The sequence below is a fragment of the Microbacterium sp. BH-3-3-3 genome (genome assembly GCF_001792815.1).
GTDB lineage: Bacteria > Actinomycetota > Actinomycetes > Actinomycetales > Microbacteriaceae > Microbacterium.
Map to the genome: position 1 here is coordinate 1,849,962 of NZ_CP017674.1, position 17,842 is coordinate 1,867,803.

General features: G+C 70.7%; 19 protein-coding genes. 9 read left to right on the forward strand and 10 right to left on the reverse strand.

The window, feature by feature from the left end; all coding sequences use genetic code 11:
• Positions 1-5 precede the first annotated feature (5 nt).
• On the reverse strand, positions 6-1,466 hold the full coding sequence (locus BJP65_RS08525; RefSeq protein WP_070408854.1) for a cell wall metabolism sensor histidine kinase WalK: 1,461 nt from the start codon (positions 1,464-1,466) through the stop codon (positions 6-8).
• Entirely contained in the window at positions 1,463-2,197 is a 735-nt protein-coding gene (locus tag BJP65_RS08530) for a response regulator transcription factor (RefSeq protein WP_055832233.1), read from the reverse strand. Before BJP65_RS08530 ends, BJP65_RS08525 begins: the two co-directional genes overlap by 4 nt.
• 121 nt (positions 2,198-2,318) lie before the next feature.
• Here BJP65_RS08530 and BJP65_RS08535 point away from each other — a divergent pair, with 121 nt between their 5' ends.
• The 3 genes from BJP65_RS08535 (at position 2,319) to BJP65_RS08545 (ending at position 5,250) form a co-directional block, all read left to right on the forward strand.
• Positions 2,319-3,791, forward strand: a complete 1,473-nt coding sequence (locus BJP65_RS08535; RefSeq protein ID WP_070408855.1) for an ABC transporter permease — start codon at positions 2,319-2,321, stop codon at positions 3,789-3,791.
• 28 nt (positions 3,792-3,819) lie between these two features.
• Positions 3,820-4,527, forward strand: coding sequence for an ABC transporter ATP-binding protein (locus BJP65_RS08540; RefSeq protein WP_070408856.1), 708 nt, complete (start codon positions 3,820-3,822; stop codon positions 4,525-4,527).
• Between the two features lie 204 nt (positions 4,528-4,731).
• Positions 4,732-5,250, forward strand: coding sequence for an SRPBCC family protein (locus BJP65_RS08545; protein WP_258027442.1), 519 nt, complete (start codon positions 4,732-4,734; stop codon positions 5,248-5,250).
• 2 nt (positions 5,251-5,252) lie between these two features.
• Here the strand turns inward: BJP65_RS08545 and mnhG are convergent, their stop codons facing one another.
• The 7 genes from mnhG to BJP65_RS08580 form a co-directional block, all read right to left on the reverse strand.
• A complete protein-coding gene (gene mnhG, locus BJP65_RS08550; RefSeq protein WP_055832240.1) occupies positions 5,253-5,633 on the reverse strand; it encodes a monovalent cation/H(+) antiporter subunit G in 381 nt (126 codons plus the stop codon).
• Positions 5,630-5,896 (reverse strand): monovalent cation/H+ antiporter complex subunit F, encoded by a 267-nt coding sequence (locus BJP65_RS08555; protein ID WP_055832242.1) that lies wholly within the window; start codon positions 5,894-5,896, stop codon positions 5,630-5,632. Before BJP65_RS08555 ends, mnhG begins: the two co-directional genes overlap by 4 nt.
• A complete protein-coding gene (locus BJP65_RS08560) occupies positions 5,893-6,507 on the reverse strand; it encodes a Na+/H+ antiporter subunit E (protein WP_055832244.1) in 615 nt (204 codons plus the stop codon). The genes BJP65_RS08555 and BJP65_RS08560 overlap by 4 nt, the downstream gene beginning before the upstream one ends.
• Positions 6,504-8,060 carry a Na+/H+ antiporter subunit D gene (locus BJP65_RS08565; protein ID WP_055935241.1) on the reverse strand — a complete coding sequence of 519 codons (1,557 nt, stop codon included), beginning with the start codon at positions 8,058-8,060 and terminating at the stop codon, positions 6,504-6,506. Before BJP65_RS08565 ends, BJP65_RS08560 begins: the two co-directional genes overlap by 4 nt.
• Positions 8,057-8,638, reverse strand: coding sequence for a Na(+)/H(+) antiporter subunit C (locus BJP65_RS08570; RefSeq protein ID WP_055935239.1), 582 nt, complete (start codon positions 8,636-8,638; stop codon positions 8,057-8,059). Before BJP65_RS08570 ends, BJP65_RS08565 begins: the two co-directional genes overlap by 4 nt.
• The gene (locus tag BJP65_RS08575; protein ID WP_055832257.1) at positions 8,635-11,562 is read right to left on the reverse strand and encodes a Na+/H+ antiporter subunit A; all 2,928 of its coding nucleotides are present in this window, start codon (positions 11,560-11,562) and stop codon (positions 8,635-8,637) included. Before BJP65_RS08575 ends, BJP65_RS08570 begins: the two co-directional genes overlap by 4 nt.
• A gap of 98 nt (positions 11,563-11,660) precedes the next feature.
• Positions 11,661-12,710, reverse strand: coding sequence for a LacI family DNA-binding transcriptional regulator (locus tag BJP65_RS08580; RefSeq protein ID WP_070408858.1), 1,050 nt, complete (start codon positions 12,708-12,710; stop codon positions 11,661-11,663).
• A 77-nt stretch (positions 12,711-12,787) separates the two neighbouring features.
• On the opposite strand from BJP65_RS08580, the gene BJP65_RS08585 reads away from it, so the two are divergent.
• The 3 genes from BJP65_RS08585 (at position 12,788) to BJP65_RS08595 (ending at position 14,651) form a co-directional block, all read left to right on the forward strand.
• Positions 12,788-14,023, forward strand: coding sequence for a sugar MFS transporter (locus tag BJP65_RS08585; protein ID WP_070408859.1), 1,236 nt, complete (start codon positions 12,788-12,790; stop codon positions 14,021-14,023).
• A 134-nt stretch (positions 14,024-14,157) separates the two neighbouring features.
• Positions 14,158-14,415, forward strand: a complete 258-nt coding sequence (locus BJP65_RS08590; protein ID WP_070408860.1) for a ribbon-helix-helix domain-containing protein — start codon at positions 14,158-14,160, stop codon at positions 14,413-14,415.
• Positions 14,412-14,651: a toxin gene (locus BJP65_RS08595; protein ID WP_070408861.1), complete on the forward strand. Its 240-nt coding sequence runs from the start codon at positions 14,412-14,414 to the stop codon at positions 14,649-14,651. Before BJP65_RS08590 ends, BJP65_RS08595 begins: the two co-directional genes overlap by 4 nt.
• Before the next feature lie 32 nt (positions 14,652-14,683).
• On the opposite strand, the gene BJP65_RS08600 is transcribed toward BJP65_RS08595, so the two are convergent.
• Positions 14,684-15,118 (reverse strand): VOC family protein, encoded by a 435-nt coding sequence (locus tag BJP65_RS08600; RefSeq protein ID WP_070408862.1) that lies wholly within the window; start codon positions 15,116-15,118, stop codon positions 14,684-14,686.
• Positions 15,119-15,191: 73 nt separating this feature from the next.
• On the opposite strand from BJP65_RS08600, the gene nucS reads away from it, so the two are divergent.
• Genes nucS through BJP65_RS08615 form a run of 3 tightly spaced genes read left to right on the forward strand, consistent with a single transcriptional unit; the run spans position 15,192 to position 17,840 of the window.
• Positions 15,192-15,887 carry an endonuclease NucS gene (nucS, locus tag BJP65_RS08605; RefSeq protein ID WP_055832263.1) on the forward strand — a complete coding sequence of 232 codons (696 nt, stop codon included), beginning with the start codon at positions 15,192-15,194 and terminating at the stop codon, positions 15,885-15,887.
• 56 nt (positions 15,888-15,943) lie between these two features.
• A complete protein-coding gene (locus BJP65_RS08610; RefSeq protein ID WP_055832266.1) occupies positions 15,944-16,636 on the forward strand; it encodes an HAD hydrolase-like protein in 693 nt (230 codons plus the stop codon).
• Positions 16,629-17,840, forward strand: a complete 1,212-nt coding sequence (locus tag BJP65_RS08615) for a hypothetical protein (protein WP_070408863.1) — start codon at positions 16,629-16,631, stop codon at positions 17,838-17,840. The genes BJP65_RS08610 and BJP65_RS08615 overlap by 8 nt, the downstream gene beginning before the upstream one ends.
• Positions 17,841-17,842 lie beyond the last annotated feature (2 nt).

Consider the following 17,842-nt stretch of genomic DNA (forward strand, 5'->3'; position numbering starts at 1 on the left):
GCGACTCACGCCGCAGGCAGCCGCACCTCGAACACCGTCCGGCCCGGCACACTCTCGACCGCGATCGAGCCCCCGTGCGCCGCCGTGATCGCCAGGGCGATCGACAAGCCCAGGCCCGTGCTGCCGGCGTCGCGGTTGCGCGAGTCGTCGCCGCGGGCGAAGCGCTCGAACAGCCGCTCCGCGATGCCGGGGTCGATCCCCGGGCCGGTGTCGGCGACGCGCAAGACGGCCTCGCCGCCCGCGCGTGCGAGCGACAGCGTCACCACCGCTCCGGCCGGCGTGTGCGTCTGGGCGTTGCGCAGCAGGTTCGCGACGACCTGGCGCAGGCGGTTCTCGTCGCCGGGCACCGATATGAGGTCGTCGGTGACGTCGAGGCGCCACTCGTGCGTGGCGTCCGCCGCCTGCGCGTCGCTCACGGCGTCGACGGCGAGAAGGGTCAGTTCCACCTCTTCGCGGCGCAGCGGCTGGCCCGCGTCCAGACGCGCGAGCAGCAACAGGTCGTCGACGAGGGATGCCATGCGCTCGGCCTCCGACTCGATCCGGTCGAACGAGCGGGCCTGCGTCGGGGTCATCGGACCGGCTTCGCCCAGCGACAGCTGCGCGTAGCCGCGGATGCTCGACAGCGGCGTGCGCAGTTCGTGACTGGCATCCGCGATGAACCGCCGCAGCTGCTCCTCGCTGTGCTGACGCGCGGCCAACGACGACTGCACGTGCCCCAGCAGGTCGTTGAGCGAGGAGCCCACCCGCCCCACCTCGGTATCGGCGTCGGTGTCGGCCGCGGCGACCCGGTCGGGGATGTCGACGCTCCCCGCGTCGAGCGACAGCGTCGAGACGCGCTGGGCGACGTCGGCGACCCGGTCGAGGGGCCGCAGGCTCCTCCGCACGAAGAGCGACAGGGTGAGCACCGCGATGAGCAGGGTGACCGCCGAGACCGCGACGAGGATCCCCGTCAGCGCCGAGGTGGTCGCCGTCACGTCGGCCTCCGAGTTGCCGGCGATGACCGTGGTGCCGTCGTTCTCGGCCGCTGCGATGCGGAAGGCGCCGAGGTCTCCCCCCAGGTCGACGGTCGTCGGTGTGCGGTCGGTCGCGACCGAAGAGCGCAGCTGGGCGACCTGATCGTCGCTCACCGCGACCTCGGTGCCGTCGGCGCGCGTGTACTCCGAGGTCTGCACCGAGCCGTCGCCGGCGATCACCACCAGCAGGGTGCCGACCCGCGGCGCGGGGCTCGCGGCATCCATCCCCGGGGGCCGGTCGACATCGCCCCGCCCGTCGAAGCCGCCCCGTCCGGCGGCGAACGACAGTCCCTCGCGCACCTGTTCGTCGAGGCGATCGAACGCGAAGGAGCGCAACGACAGGATCGTCGCGACGCTCATCACGACGAAGGCGAGGGCCACGAGCACACTCGTCCCCGCCACGAGCGTGCGCCGCAGCGTCCAGCGGCGCCGGGTCGATCGCCTCTGCGTCATGGCGTCTTGATCGTGTAGCCGACCCCGCGGACCGTGTGGATGAGGGGCTCGCCGAGGGTGTCGATCTTCTTGCGCAGGTACGAGATGTAGATCTCGACCACGCTGCCGTTGCCGCCGAAGTCGTAGCTCCACACCTGGTCGAGGATCTGCGCCTTGCTCAGCACCCGCCGCGGATTCTGCATGAGGTAGCGCAGCAGTTCGAACTCCCTCGCGGTGAGCTTGATCGGGATGCCGCCGCGCTCGACCTCGTAGGACTCCTCGTCGAGCGACAGGTCGCCCACGCGCAGCCGCGGGTCGGCGTCGGCGACGGCGGCGACGTGGCGCCGGGCCATCCCGCGCAGACGCACGATGACCTCCTCGAGGTTGAAGGGCTTCGTGACGTAGTCGTCGGCCCCCGCCGAGATCCCCGCGATGCGGTCCTCCACCGCGTCCTTCGCGGTGAGGAACAGAACCGGGGCGTCGTTGCCGGCCGCACGCAGGCGCGACAGCAGTTCCCTGCCGTCGACGCCCGGCATCATGATGTCGAGCACGAGCAGATCGGGCGAGAACTCGCGGATGACACCCCACGCCTCCTGTCCGTTCGCGGCCGTGCGCACGTCCCAGCCCTCGTTCTGCAGCGCCATGCGCAGCAGCTCGCTGAGGTTCGCTTCGTCGTCGACGACGACGGCACGGATGGGAGAGCCGTCGGGGCGGGCCAGGGGTGCGGGGCGGGAGGTCACGAGAGCCAGCATGCAGCCTCACGGGCCCCGGAGTCACGCGACATACCCGCTTCATAGCAACGGTGAGGGAACGGTGAGGGCGGCGTTCCTACCTTCGGGAACACGGCCGCACCCCGCGTCCGAGAGGAGAGACATGTACGGCACCTACCTGCGGCGCGAACTCGCCGGCCGCACCAAACAGACCGTGATCGTCGCGGTCGGACTCGCGATCGCCATCGCGCTCGTCATCGTCGTCAACGCACTCTCGGCGGGCGTGCGCGACGCGCAGTCGCAGGCCCTCTCGTCGGTGTACGGGGTCGGCACCGACCTCACCGTCACCGGGGCGCAGGCCCAGCCCGGCGAAGACGGGGGCGGGCCGCGGTTCGACTTCGGCGCCGACGCCGGTTCGACGCAGGACGGCACGACCACCCTCAGCCAGTCGCGCCTCATGACCGACAGGATGCGCGCGACCCTCGACGCCTCGACCGTCACCACCGTCACCGCTCTCGACGGCGTGTCCGCCGCCACCGGGGCCCTGGCCCTGACGAACACGACGTTCTCGGGTCAGATGCCCGACCGCAGCGCCACCACCGACGCGGGCACGGGCACCGGAGGCGGCATGGGCGGCGGCGCGGGCCAGCCGCCGTCCGGCGGCCCCGGCGGCGACGGCGGCAGTGCGTTCGGCGTCGACTCGTTCAGCGTGCTGGGCGTCGACCCCGCCGCCACCGTCGGTCCACTGTCGTCGGTGACGGTCACCGACGGCCGGGGCCTCACCGCTGCAGACGCCGGCACCGACGTCGCCGTGATCGACGCCACGTACGCGGCGAGCGCCGGGCTGGCCGTGGGCGGAACGATCGACCTGGGCGGAACGACGATGCAGATCGTCGGCGTCGTGGCCTCGGCGTCGTCCGATGCCGACACCGCGGCGAACGTGTACCTGCCGCTCGACGTCGCCCAGAGTCTCGCGGGCGTCGGCGACGTGGTCTCGACCGTCTACGTGCAGGCCGATTCCGCGGATGCCATCGACACGGTGCAGAGCGAGGTCTCGACCGCGCTGCCCGACGCCACCGTCAGCTCGCAGTCGGAGCTCGCCTCGACGGTCTCGGGCTCGCTGTCCAGCGCGTCATCGCTCATCTCGAACCTCGGCACCTGGCTGTCGATCGTGGTCCTGCTGGTCGCTCTGTCGCTCGCGGTGCTGTTCACGATCTCCGGCGTCGCACGCCGCACGCGGGAGTTCGGCACCCTCAAGGCCATCGGCTGGTCCAACGGCCAGATCGTCCGCCAGGTCGCCGGGGAATCGTTCGCGCAGGGCCTCATCGGCGGCGTCGCGGGTCTGATCCTCGGCCTCGGCGGCATCCTGCTGATCAACGTCATCTCGCCCACCGTCTCGGTGACGTCGAGCGCCACCACGGGTGGCCCCGGCGGTCAGGGCGGTCCCGGCGGTGGGGGCGGCTTCGGCCAGGCGGCCGCGCAGGCCACCGACATCGTGCTCAGTGCGCCCGTGACCCCCGTGGTCGTGGTGGCGGCCGTCGGCATCGCCGTGCTGGGCGGCGTGCTCGCCGGAGCCTTCGGCGGGTGGCGTGCTGCACGCCTCAGCCCCGCCGCCGCCCTCCGCTCGGTCGCGTGACCGGCATCCCGTTTTCGAAGGAGACATCATGACCCTCACCGCCCCCACCGACACCCTGACCGCCTACCGCCTGCGGGGCGTCACCCGCACCTACCGCCAACGCGACACCACGGTGCAGGCGTTGGCCGGTGTCGACCTCGACATCGCCGCGGGCGACTTCGTCACCATCCAGGGCCCCACCGGCGGCGGCAAGTCGACGCTGCTGCAGATGCTCGGCGCTCTCGATCGCCCCTCCGCCGGGTCGGTGACGCTCGGCGACCTCGACATCGCACGCGCCTCGAACGCCGACCTGAATCGCGTGCGCGCCGCCGAGATCGGCTTCGTGTTCCAGGGTTTCAACCTCATCCCCACGCTCACCGCCGCCGAGAACGTCGACATGGGCCTCGAGCCGCTCGGTCTCGACGGCGACGAGCGGCGACGGCGCGTGACCGAAGCCCTGGAACGCGTGGGGCTCGCCGATCGCCGCGACCACCGCCCGGGCGAGCTGTCGGGCGGGCAGCAGCAGCGCGTCGCGATCGCGCGGGCGATCGCCAAGCAGCCCCGGGTGCTGCTGGCCGATGAGCCGACGGGCAATCTCGACGAGAGCATGCGCGACGAGATCCTCGAGGTGCTCGAGGGACTGAACGCCGAGGGCCTGACGCTCGTGGTGGTGACCCACGACTCCGCCGTCGCGCGGCGAGCCCGCCGCCGCCTGCGCCTGGCGAAGGGCGTGGTGACCGACATCACGGCCGGCTGACTCGACCTCAGTACCCCGAGGCCGCTGAGCCCACCGAAGCGACCGGGCGCCCCTCGACGCCCGGTCGCTTCGCCGTCCCCGTCGACGGCTCCGCAGCTCTCTCCCCACCGCCTCGTCAAGTCCCGAGGCCGCCGAGCCGCCCGCGCCGTAAAGTCGAGTCACGACGACCGAGGGGACACCATGGCCGCCCGAAACACTCGCCTGATGCGCTGCACGCCCGACGACTTGTTCGCCGTGCTGTCCGACGGCTGGCTGTACCCCGTGTGGGTCGTCGGGGCGGCGCGCATGCGCGACGTCGACGAGCACTGGCCGCGCAAGGGCGCGCGCATCCACCACTCCCTCGGCATCTGGCCGGTCATGATGCACGACGAGACCGAGATCGTCGAGTGGTCTCCGCCGCACCGGCTGCGGTTGCGGCCGAAGGCCGGCATCCTGGGTCGCGGGGTGATCCGCATCGACGCCCGGCCGCACGCCGACGGCACCGCGGTCACGATCCTCGAGGAGCCCGTCTCGGGCGCGGCGTCACTGCTGCCCGCGGCCCTGTGGAAACCGATGCTCGTCCTGCGCAACCACGAGTGCCTGAACCGCCTGGCGTTCCTGGCCGAAGGCCGCCGCGAAGAGCGCGAGGCCCGCGAACTCGATCACCGCACCGAGACGCCCGACCCGCAAGACGGCACCCCGTCGCCGCAGGCACGCGAAGACGTGCGCGACGCCGGCGTCTGACCTCAGCTCTCGGGGCGCGACTGCGCGCCCGTCGCTCCGGGCTGCTCGGTGCTGTGGTGCAGTTCGTCGATGTACAGGTTCTTCTCGTCGGTCGTGCGGTTGCGGTACGCGGCGCGTCCGACCATGTGGGCGGCCAGAGGAGCGGTTGCGAATTGGATGAGCACGATCGGGATGCCGAAGGCGAGGGCCTCCCACGTGCGCAGCGACAGCGCGACCGCCGACACGATGAGCAGCACGCCGAGCACCTGCGGCTTGGTGGCCGCGTGCAGACGGGTCGGCACGTCGCGCCAGCGCAGCAGGCCGATCGTCGCGGTCAGGCACAGCACCGCGCCGATGAGCACGAGCACGAGCGCGACGGTGTCGAGAACGGAGTCGAGGGTCATCTCGGGTTCTCCTTGCGCGCGACGAAACGGGCGACCGCGATCGAGCCGAACACGCCGACCGCGGCGATGATGAGCATCGCGGGCAGCGACTGCGTGTGCTTGTTGATCACCATGTCGGCGCCCAGGATGCACAGCACCTCGGTGAGCAGCACGTCGGCGGCCACGGCGCGGTCGAGGATCGACGGGCCGATCACGAGGCGGATCAGCGCCAGCACCGCAGCGGCGGCGAAGACGGCGAGGATGACGACGACGAGTGGGTTCACAGCAGGGTTCTCCCGTCGCGCGGGGTCTCGGCTCCGTGCCGGGCATCGGCATCGGACTCGGCGATCTTGGCCCGCAGCTCCTGCAGCTCTTCCTTCGAGCCGACGGCCCGCGTGATGCGGGCTTCCCAGCCGAGCACGACGCGGCGCTGATGCTCGGCATCCGCATCGCTTCGCACGCCGATGGTGTGCAGGAACAGGGTGCGGTTCTCACGATCGACGTCGACGATGAGCGAGCCGGGAATGAGGGATGCCGTGACGGCGGTGTGCGCCATGATCACGTCGTCGTCGACACGCAGCGGCACCGCGATGATCGCGGCCCCCGGCTGCCGCCGGAGATCGACGACCTGCCACGCCACGATGAGCGAGCCGCGGATGACCGCGCCGAGGAAGGTGACGACGAAGACGAGCCCGTACCAGAGGTTGATGCGGCCGGACAGCTCGACCGGGGGCAGGCGGAACACCCGCGTGACGAAGATCGCCGCCACCAGACCGGTGAGGAACGCCAGCCACGTGAACTGGCCCCACAGCAGCATCCACAGGGCGACCAGCCACACCAGGAACGGCAGCTGGTGCAGGAACAGCCCCACCTGGGAGCGGCGCGACGGGCTCATTGCTGACCCGCCTGTTCCCGCACCTGCACGAGACTCACGCCGTCGGTGATGGTGACGCCCGCCCGCAGGCACATGTCGAGCAGCGGGCCCGCGAACACCGTCAGCGCCAGGGTCACGGCCACCATGCCGACCGTCGCCGAGGTCATGATGCGCGGGATCGCACGACGCTCGGTCGAGATCGTCGCGGCGGGGGCGTTGCCGAGGTAGGCGACGCGCTCCATCGTCTCGGGCGAATCCTCGTTCTCGCGCCAGAACGACAGGTTCCACGCGCGCATCAGGGCGTAGAGCGTCAGGATCGATGTCGCGATCCCGCCCACGATCAGCACCATCATCACCGGCGTCCCCACCTGGGCCGCCGCGTCGAAGAGCGCGTACTTGCCGATGAAGCCCGAGAACGGCGGCAGTCCGCCGAGGTTGATGGCCGGAATGAAGTACAGCACCGCCAGAAGGGGCGCGGCCCGCATGAGGCCCTTCACCTTGAGGATCGAGGTGCTGCCCGCGCGGCGCTCGATGAGGCCTACGGCGAGGAACAGCGTGGTCTGCACGATGATGTGGTGGACGATGTAGTAGATCGTCGCCCCCACCGCCAGCGGCGTGTTGATGGCCAGGCCGAAGATCATGTAGCCGATGTGGCTCACGAGCGTGAACGACAGGATGCGTTTGAGCTCGGCCTGCGCGACGGCGCCCAAAATGCCGACGATCATCGTCGACAGCGCCACCATCATCAGCAGGAAGTTGAGGTCGTTGTCGACGAACAGCTGCGTCTCGGTGCGGATGATCGCGTAGACGCCCACCTTGGTCAGCAACCCGGCGAACACCGCGGTCACCGGCGCCGGAGCCGTGGGGTACGAGTCGGGCAGCCAGAACGACAGCGGGAACACGGCCGCCTTGATGGCGAACGCGAGAAGCAGCATGAGATGCAGGATCGTCTGGGTGTCCTGCGGCAGCAGCGCCATGCGCTCGCTGATCTGCACCATGTTGACCGTGCCGAGCGCGCCGTAGACCATCGCGATCGCGGCGAGGAAGAGGATCGACGACACCAGCGAGACGACGATGTAGACGACCCCCGTGCGGATGCGCGACTCGGTTCCGCCCAGGGTGATGAGCACGTACGAGGCGACCAGCAGGATCTCGAAGCCCACGTAGAGGTTGAACAGGTCGCCCGCGATGAAGGCGTTGAAGATGCCCGCGCCGAGGATGAGGTAGGCCGGGTAGAAGATCGAGACCGGGGTGTCCTCGTCGTTGTCGGCGGCTCCCTGACCGATCGAGAACAGCAGCACGGCGAGCAGCACGATGCTGGTGACCACCACCAGGAGCGCGGCGAGCACGTCGACGTACAGCACGATGCCGAACGGGATGTCCCACGCGGCGATGGCCACGGCGAGGGGGCCGTTCGTATCCACCTCGACGAGCAGCACGGCGCCGAGCACGAGCACGGCCGCGAGAGAGGCCACCGACACGACGATCTGCGTCTTCTTGCGACGGCCGAACACGAGGTTGATCGCGGCGCCGATGAGCGGGATGCCGACGAGCAGGGGAACGAGGGCGCTCACGGGCGATCACCATCCTGGGGGTCGCGGGAGTCGGGGGTGGGGGCGTCGTCGTCGTCGCGCTGCACGGCGACGCGGTCGACCGGTGCGTCGTCGACGAGCTGCGACAGGTCGCCCTGGTGCAGCACCCGGATGGGCGAGGCCACGTCGCCCACGAAGTCGGTGGTGACGTCGTCGTCGTCGGAACGCGACTCTTCGTCCATGGCGTCTTCGGGCTCGGTCGCCGTGCGGGTGCGAAGAGCCACGTCGTCGGCGTCGTCGATGACCGTGTCGGCCTGACCCAGCTGCCAGGAGCGGTAGATCAACGCGAGCAGGAACGCCGAGATGCCGAACGTGATGACGATGGCCGTCAGCGTCAGCGCCTGCGGCAGCGCGTCGGACATGTCGGCGGGGTCGGTCTGCCCGTCGTAGAACGGCGCCCTGCCCGGGGCGCCCATGACGATGAGCAGCAGCAGATTGGCGGCGTTGCCCAGCAGGAGGAAGCCGATGAGCACGCGGGTCAGGCTGCGCTCGAGCATGGCGTACACACCGCACGCGAAGAGCACGGCCATCACGATGACGAGGACGAGAGAGATGGTCACGGGCCCACCACCTCCGCGTCTTCGGGATGCAGCGACTGCCTGTCGACTTCGGCGCCGAGGCTGCGCAGCACGTCGAGCACCAGGCCGATGACGACGAGGTAGACGCCCACGTCGAAGATCGTGCTGGTGACGAACTCCCAGTGGCCGATGAGCGGCAGCTCGCCCTCGAACGTGAAGCTCTGCAGAGGCGCGAAACCGAAGGCCATCGGCACCAGCGCGCACAGCACGGCGATCGCCATGCCCGCGCCCAGCAGCCGGCCGGCGTCGGTGGGGGCGGCGGCGCCGAGCTCCCATCGCCCCCCGGCGATGTAGCGCATGACCAGGCCCATGCCGGCGACCAGACCGCCGGCGAAGCCGCCGCCGGGGAGGTTGTGCCCGGCGAACAGCAGGTACAGCGACACGATCATGATCGAGTGGAAGAGCACCCGGATGATGATCTCGAGCAGGATCGACCGGTTCTCGGGCTGCACCTTCGAGCCCGAGATGAGCCAGGCCCGCGGAGCATCGGTCTCGCCCACGCGCTGGGCCCGCACTCCGCTGTCGGTCTCGACGAGCGGGCGACGGCGACCGAGACCCGTGCGACTGCGGGCCGTGCCCGAGCGCCGCGACAGGTTGTCGCTGCGATCGGTGATGAAGACGAGCGACGCCACGCCCGTGGCCGCGAGCACGAGCACCGAGAGCTCGCCCATGGTGTCCCACCCGCGCAGGTCGACCAGCGCGACGTTGACGACGTTGCGGCCGTGACCGATCTCGTACGCCAGGGCCGGCCACTCGAGCGAGATGGGAAGGTCTTGCCGGGCGCCGGTCGCGACGACGGCGACCAGGGCCATGGTGAGACCCACGCCGGCGCCGAGCACGGCGCGCGCAAGGGGGGCGACCGATTCGTTCTGCTCGCCCATGCGGGCCGGCAGACGCCGCAGCACGAGAGCGAACACGACCAAGGTCACCGTCTCGATGAGCACCTGCGTGAGGGCGAGGTCGGGGGCGCCGCTGGTGGCGAAGAGCACGACCATGCCGAGGCCGGTGACCGACACGAGCGCGACGCCGGTGTAGCGCTTGCGCGCCCGCACGGCGAGGATGCCCGCGGCGATCATGATCGGCGCCGAGATCAGCTGCGCCGGCGACTGCCACGCGTCGAGCTGCGCGCGCCACTCGCTCGAGGCGAGCAACGCGGTGCCCTCGGCCACCACGAGAACGACGAAGATCGTGCCCACGTAGAACGGCAGCGAGCCGCGCTGGAAGCGCGCGGTGACCCACTCCGACGTGTGGTCGATGCCGCGCAGGGTGGCGTTGTAGACGTCGTTCGCCGTGAACGGCAGCACGCGGCGGCGCTTGTGCAGCTGCGTCTTGCGCACGACCCAGAACACCCCGGCGCCGAGCGCGAGCGTGCCCAGCGAGATGAACAGCGCCGGCTCCAGACCGTGCCAGAGCGCGAGGTGGTACGGGTACTCGGGCGCGGGAACGCCGGCCGTCGCCTCGGGCAGCTCGTCGGCGTAGGGCGCGAGCCAGTGGTCGACGATCGGAGCGAGGAAACCGAGCGCGAGCGAGGCCGCCGACAGCAGCACAGGGGCCGAGAGGAAGCCGATGGGCGGGTCGGGCCACTCGGTCTTCTCGACGTCGCGCTTGGTCCAGTACGCACCCCAGAGGAACCGGATGCCGTACGCCGCCGTCAGAGCGGAACCCAACACGATGCCGATCAGGGCGACGAGACCCCATCCGGCGCCGCCCTCGGCCTCGTGCAGCAGGGCGGTGAGAGCAGTCTCTTTCGCGACGAAGCCCAACGTGGGGATGACGCCGGCCATCGACGCGATCGCGATGAACGAGGCCGTGGCCATGACCGGGGCCTGGCGTCCGACACCCGAGAGCTCGCCGATGTCACGCGTGGAGAGCTGACGGTCGATGACGCCGACCACGAGGAACAGGCACGACTTGAACAGAGCGTGGCTGAGCAGCAGGGCGACGCCCGCGAGGGCGGCATCGCGCGTTCCGTAGCCCAGCATGACGGTGAGGAAGCCGAGCTGGCTGACCGTACCGAAGGCCAGGATGCGCTTCAGGTCGCGTTCGCGCAGCGCCTGGAAACCGCCCAGCAGCATGGTGAAGACACCGAGGGTGATCAGCGTCGGGCGCCAGAACGGGGTGTCGGCGAAGCCGGGGGCGAGCCGCGCGATGAGGTAGATGCCGGCCTTCACCATGGCGGCGGCGTGGAGGTAGGCGCTCACCGGGGTGGGAGCGGCCATGGCGCCGGGGAGCCAGAAGTGGAAGGGGAAGATAGCCGATTTGCTCAGCGCGCCCACGAGCAGCAGCAGCACGGCGATGTCGACGACCGTCCCCACGGGGGGATCGGCGAGGATCGCCGACAGGCTCGAGGTGCCCGCCTGCACCACCAGCAGCACCACGCCGATCAGCATGACCAGGCCGCCGAGGGTCGTCACGAGCAGCGCCTGGAGGGCGGCACGGCGACTCGCCGCACGACCGTGGTAGTAGCCGATGAGCAGGTACGACAGCACGCTCGTGGCTTCCCACAGCATGACGAGCACGACGATGTCGTCGGTGAGCACGAGGCCGTACATCGCGCCGGCGAAGGCCAGCAGCACGGCCGAGAACTGCCCGACGCCCTGCGTCTTGCCGCGGAAGTACCAGCGGCAGTAGAGCATGACGAGCGCACCGACGCCCGTGACGACGAGGGTCAGCAGCCAGCCCAGCACGTCCATGCGCATCGAGAGCGAGACGCCCAGCGCGGGAATCCACTGGTATTCCTCGAACGGAATGTCTCCGCCGAAGACCGACGCGGCCTGCACGATGGCGAAGGCGAAGGCGAGTGCCGGAAGCACTGCCGCGACGTAGAACGCCCGAGCTCCGATGCGTGAGACGAGCCACGGGAGCAGGAGCGGGAGAGCCGCGAAGGCGCCGAGGAATATCAGCATGGTCGGGCCTCCTCGGGTGTCGACGGGCGGAGTGCCCGGGCTCTCGGGGTGTCGTGACTATTCTATGCGGAGCATGAGACTCGTCGCTGCCCGCGACCTCATGTGGTACGCGGCGGCGCGGTCGTCGTGCCCTCGCGGAACGTGCACGACAACCGCAGACCCGAGGGCACGGCATCCTCGAGCATCGCGGCGACGGCCTCGCCGGCCGCGCGGCCCTTGGCAGTGGCCGGCTGCACCAGCGTCGTGAGGACGTGCGGCGCCAGGCCGTCGACGACGACGCCGTCGAACCCCGTCACGCTGACGTCGTCGGGAACCCGAAGGCCCGCCTCTTCGGCGGCGCGGATGACCCCGGCCGCCAGCAGGTCGCTCTGCGCGATCACCGCGGTGGGGCGATTCGCGGGGTCGGCGAAGAGCGTGCGTCCGGCGATCGCGCCCTCGTCGATCGAGCTGGTGGCCGCGGCCAGCGCGGGCGCGTCGGGGAACACGCGACGGGCCCCGGCCAGTCGATCGGCGGTGACGTCGACGCGCACGACCTCGTCGGACGCGATCCAGCCCCGCCGCCGCGACGTGTCGATCGGCAGGGTGACGAGAACGACGTCGCGGTGCCCGAGGTCGGCCAGGTGTTCGGCGGCGGCGGACTGCGCCTCGGTGTTGTCGAGCAGCACGCGCGGGATCCCCTCGCCGGCGTCGCCCTCGACGACGACGACCGGGATGCCGCGTCCGCGGACGATCTCGAGCGAGTCGCGCATGCGGGGGCTGCACCCGATCAGCACGGCGGCGTCGATGGGCGCGGTGTGCAGCGACGGCTCGCTCACCGTCTCACCGTCGTCGCGCAGCAGCAGCAAGGCCGCGCCCAGGCGCGAGACCCCGTCGGCGAGGCCGTCCATCATGTGCGTCGTCACCGGGTCGAGGAAGGCGGTTCCAAGGTGCTGGTCGAAGACGACGCCGACGATGCCCGACCGTCCGCGCCGCAGAGAGGCCGCGCGCGGGTCGGGCCCGGTGTAGCCGAGACTCTGCGCCGCGGCGAGCACGCGTGCCCGGGTGGCCTCCGAGGTGGGGGTCTTGCCACTGAAGACCACCGAGGCGGTCGACGGCGAGACGCCCGCCTCGCGGGCGACGTCGCTGATGGTGGCGCGTCGGGTGCTCACGGGCCGATCGTAACCCGCGACACGCGCGCTTCCGAATCGATTCGATCGACGTCGAATCGATTCGGTACAGTGGCGCCATGCATTCCACGCTGACCCGGTCCCAACTCGTGCGTTGGCACGTCGCGATCTGCGCCATCTTCCTCGCGAGCGGACTCAGCATCTCGACCTGGGCCTCGCGCGTGCCGGCGATCCGCGAGTCCCTCGGCATCGAGAACTCCGGCGTCGGGCTCCTGCTGCTCGGCATGGGCGTGGCATCCATCATCGGACTCTCCATCGCCCCCGCCGTCATGGCCCGCATCGGCGCCCGCACGGGAATGCTCGTCGCGCTGGTGCTCGTGGGCGTGGGCCTGGCCATCATCGGCTTCGGCACCGACTCCCTGCAGCTCTTCGCCGTCGCGCTCGTGGGACTCGCGCTGTTCGGGTTCGGCAACGGCGCCGTCGACGTGATGATGAACGTCGAGGGCGCCGCCCTCGAGAAGGCCACGGGCCGCACGATCATGCCCCTGCTGCACGCCTTCTTCAGCTTCGGAACGGTGATCGGCGCCGCCCTCGGCTTCGTCGCCGTGCGCTTCGACATCCCGGTCGTCGCGCACTGCGTGGCCATGGGCCTGGTCATCGTCGTGGTGGCGTTCGTCTCGGTCGCCAACGTTCCCCGCGCAGAGGTCGCGATGGACGCCCCCGTCGCCGAGGAGCGCGCTCACTGGCGCGAGCGCCTCGTGGTCTCGCTGCAGGCCTGGCGCGAGCCGCGCACCTACACGCTCGGCGTGATCATGCTGGGCATGGCGTTCGCCGAGGGCAGCGCGAACGACTGGCTCCCCTCGGCCGTCGTCTACGGTCACGGAGCACCCGAAGAAGCCGGCCCCGCCGTGCTCGCGGTGTTCTCGGTCGCGATGACCGTCGGACGCATCGCCGGCGGACCGGTGGTCGATCGTCTCGGTCGCGTGCTGGTGCTGCGGGTGCTGGCGGCCACCGCGGCCGCGGGCCTGCTGCTGTTCATCCTCGCGCCGTTCGGCCCGTGGGTGTTCGTGGGCGCGGCACTGTGGGGTCTCGGTGCCTCCCTCGGCTTCCCGATCGGCATGTCGGCCGCCGCCGACGACCCCGCCAAGGCCGCCTCGCGCGTGGCCGCCGCGGCGACCATCGGGTACGTCGCGTTCCTCTGCGGTCCCCCGATCCTCGGATGGATCGGCGACCACATCGGGCTGCTCAACACGCTGCTCATCGTGGTCGGCCTGATCGTGGCATCCGGTCTCTTCTCGGGCGCGGCCAAGCCGCTCGTCGTCGAGAGCGCCGAGGCCGAGAAGGCCCGCCGCTGATACCCGGCGGCGAGCGCGATTAGGCTCGACGGGTGCGTCTCGTCAGGCCGCTCCACGGCATGAGGCCCGCGTGAGTTCGCCTTGCCGCCTGCTCTTTCTGGGCGACAGTCCGAATTTCGTATAACATAAATGCTATGGCTGAGCATGAGGCGATCAACGGCGTTCCCGTGACCGAGGAACAGATCGAAGCCTGGGCGAACGAGGCCGAGGCGGGATACGACGTCGCGACGCTGAAGAAGCGCGGCCGAGGCCGTCCGGGCCGAGGCTCCGAACCCTCGCAAGTCGTGGCGTTGCGTCTCACCGCAGACGAGATGGCCGCGTTGGATGCGCGTGCGGCGCGCGAGGGCAAATCCCGCTCGGAGGTGCTCCGCGAGGCCCTGTCCGTCGCGTGAGAATCCACCCCGCCGCCGTCAAGCACGGGATAGAGGCCGAAGACGCGCGCCAGGCGGCCGAGTGGGCGGTATGGGTCGAGGACCTCGACGACGACAGTCCGGCCAGGCAGCTTCGCCTCGGTTTCGATACACGCGGTCGCTTGCTGGAGACGGTGGTACTCGTCTTCGACAGCGGCAGCGAGATGGTCATCCACGCGATGAAGGCTCGTCCGCAGTATGTCGCCCTGCTCGACTGACGTGGCACAACGGAGGTTTGAGTCCATCGCCATCAGTAACGCTCGGTGGAGCGACGACCGAGCGAGGCCTGGAAGCGCACGAGATACCCGTCGGGGTCGGTAACGAGGAACTGCTCGACTCCGGCCTCTTCGTTGTCGCCGATGCGGTACCACTTCATCTCGGGGTCCATGAAGAGCGGGTGACCAGCTTCTCGGAGAGACGAGAGGATCGGTCCAAGGTCGGGGACAGTGATCTGAAAGTTGACCCCGCGTCCCAACGGACGGTCGAGCGGTGCGGTGATCCAGTCTCGGCCGATGCCTTGCTGCTCAAGCATCACGTGCGCACCACCGCGCGAGAGGTAGGCGAACCCTTCGTCCTCACGTGCGTAGTCGACGGCGAAGCCGCAGAGCTCACACCAGAACGTAAGGCTCCTGCTGATGTCCGCAACCAGGAGTTCGGGAACCAGAGAGGGGCTGTCGGCGCTCACTGCTTCATGCTGACAGAGACCCCGCGCACCATGGTGTCGGCCGGAGGTGAGCACGCCCGGGTACCGTGGAGCGGTGAGACTCGTCATCGCCCGTTGCTCCGTCGATTACACCGGCCGACTCAACGCGCATCTCCCCCTTGCCACCCGCCTGCTCGTGCACAAGGGCGACGGCAGCCTGCTTGTGCACTCCGACGGCGGCTCGTACAAGCCGCTCAACTGGATGAGCCCGCCGTGCAGTCTCACGCTCGAACAGCCCGATGAGGCCGACGTCGAAGACGGCGTGATCGAGCGGTGGCGTGTCACCCACGCCAAGACGGGCGACGCGCTGCTGGTGCGCATCCACGAGGTCGTCCACGATTCCTCGCACGAGCTCGGCGTCGACCCCGGCCTCATCAAGGACGGCGTCGAAGCCGACCTGCAACGTCTGCTGGCCGAGCAGGTCTCGGTCGTCGGCGAGGGCCTGCGACTCGTGCGTCGCGAGTACCCCACGGCGATCGGTCCGGTCGACCTGCTGCTGCGCGACGACGCCGGCGGCACCGTCGCGATCGAGGTCAAGCGCCGCGGCGACATCGACGGTGTCGAACAGCTCACGCGCTATCTCGAGCTGCTCAATCGCGACCCCCTGCTCGCTCCGGTCACCGGCATCTTCGCGGCCCAGGAGATCAAGCCCCAGGCCCGCGTGCTCGCCACCGACCGCGGCATCCGCTGCCTCACCCTCGACTACGACGAGATGAAGGGCGTGCAGTCGGGGGCGCCGCGGCTGTTCTGACGCACTCCACGCGTGGGGAGCGAGCCGGGCCGATGCCGCGCCGGTAGCGTGGGAGCATGCCCGTACGCTCCCCCTTCTCGTGTGTCCTGTGGGACGTCGACGGCACTCTCGTCGACGCGTCCGAGGGGATCCTCCGTCGCCTGACGATCACCCTCGAGCACTTCGGACGCACTCCGCCGACGCGGGGAGAACTGTCGCACTGGATCGGGCCGCCCATGTTCGAGTCCTTCCAGGTGAACGTCGGAATGACGCCCGAGCAGGCCACCGAGGCCGTCACGTTCTATCGCGGTCTCAACCGCAGCGAGGGCTACACCGTCAGCGCACGGCTGTATCCCGGCGTCGGTGAGATCGTGCACGACCTGCACGCCGCCGGTGTGCCGCAGTCGACGGCCAGCTCGAAGCCCGAGGTGCAGGTCGTGGCCCTGATGGACCACTTCGGTCTCGCCCCCGACCTCGAGGCCGTGGTCGGCGCGTCGCTCGACGAACGCACCCTGAGTACGAAGTCCGACATCGTCCGCGAGGCCCTGCGACGACTGGAGGCGCAGGGTGTCGACGTCTCGCGCCCCGTGCTGATCGGCGATCGTCACCACGACGTCGAGGGCGGTCGGGATGCCGAGGTGCCCGTGATCTTCGTGCGCTGGGGGTTCAGCTGGCCGCACGAGTCCGAGGGCGCGCAGGCCGCCGTCGACGACGTCGACCAGTTGCGGGCCCTGCTGCTCGTCGACGACGCCCCCGCCGACCGTGACTGACGTCGCCTGGGCGATCCCCGCGGCGATCGCGCTCACCGGTGGTCTGCTCGTCGCGGCGATCGTCGTGCTGGTCGTTCGGGTGCGTCATCGCTCGCCGCGTGCGCAGGCGGCGGCGGCCGAGGCCGTCACCGCCGCCGAGGCCGCCCTGCTCGACCTCGATGATGCGGTGAACTCCCTCGACATCGCGTTCGAAGCGGCCGACGCCCTGCCCGCGAGCGATGCCCCGGCAGATCTGCGTCGGGCGTACACCGCCGCCCAACGCGCTCGCGACCGCGGGTTCTCCGACGTCTCGTCGCTGCGACGGGGCGCGGTCGTCCCCGCGCGACGACGTGTCGAGGCCGAGCGGCTGCGCGCCGGGCTCGTGTCGCAGCTCGCTCGCGTCGAGGCGACACGCGCGCAGCTCGCCGCGTGGTCGACGGCGCAGCGCACCCCGGCCGCGCTCGTCGCAGCCGCACGTCGGCGCCGCGACGAGGCCGTCACCTCGGCCGGCGACCCGGCCCCGCTGCTCGCGGCACTGGGCGACCGCTTCGACGCCGACGATTGGCGCGACGCCGCCCTCTCGGCGCGGGCCGGCCATGCCGCACTGATCGAGGCCGATACCGAGATCGACCGCGCTGCGGCACGTGACGCCGATGTCGCAACCGTGATGATGCACCTGCACCGCTCGACCGACGCCACCCGCCGAGCCGGACGCCACCTGCGTGCCGTGGAGGACTCCCACCGCATCGCCCTGCAGGCCGCCGACAACGTCACCGCCGAGCTGGCTGCGGCCCGCGCCGAACTGGGCGCGGCGATCGAGCTCGCGACCGCCCGCGCCGACGCGTGCGCGCCCGGCGCGCAGGCGCGTCTGCTCTCCGTGGTCCGCGACCTCGACGACGCGGCCGCCCACGCTCCCCGTCGCCCGCGCACCGCCGTCGAAACTGTGGCGCGGGTGCGCGAGGTGCGCGACGACGCCCTCGGCGAGGCGCCGAGCACCCGGAATCGGCTCGAGGTCGCCCGCACGGCCCTGCCCGGAACCCTCGCCTGCGCGCGTGCCGCCCTCGCCGCGGCCGACGCGCGCGAGGGCGTTCTGGCCATCGACGCCCGACTGCGCCTCGAGACCGCGCGTCGCGAGTTGGCAGCGGCCCGGGCGGCCACCGACGCGGTCGTCGCCCTGGCCAACGCGCGCGCCGCCTGGCACGCCGTATCCTCGGCCGAGCTCTGAGC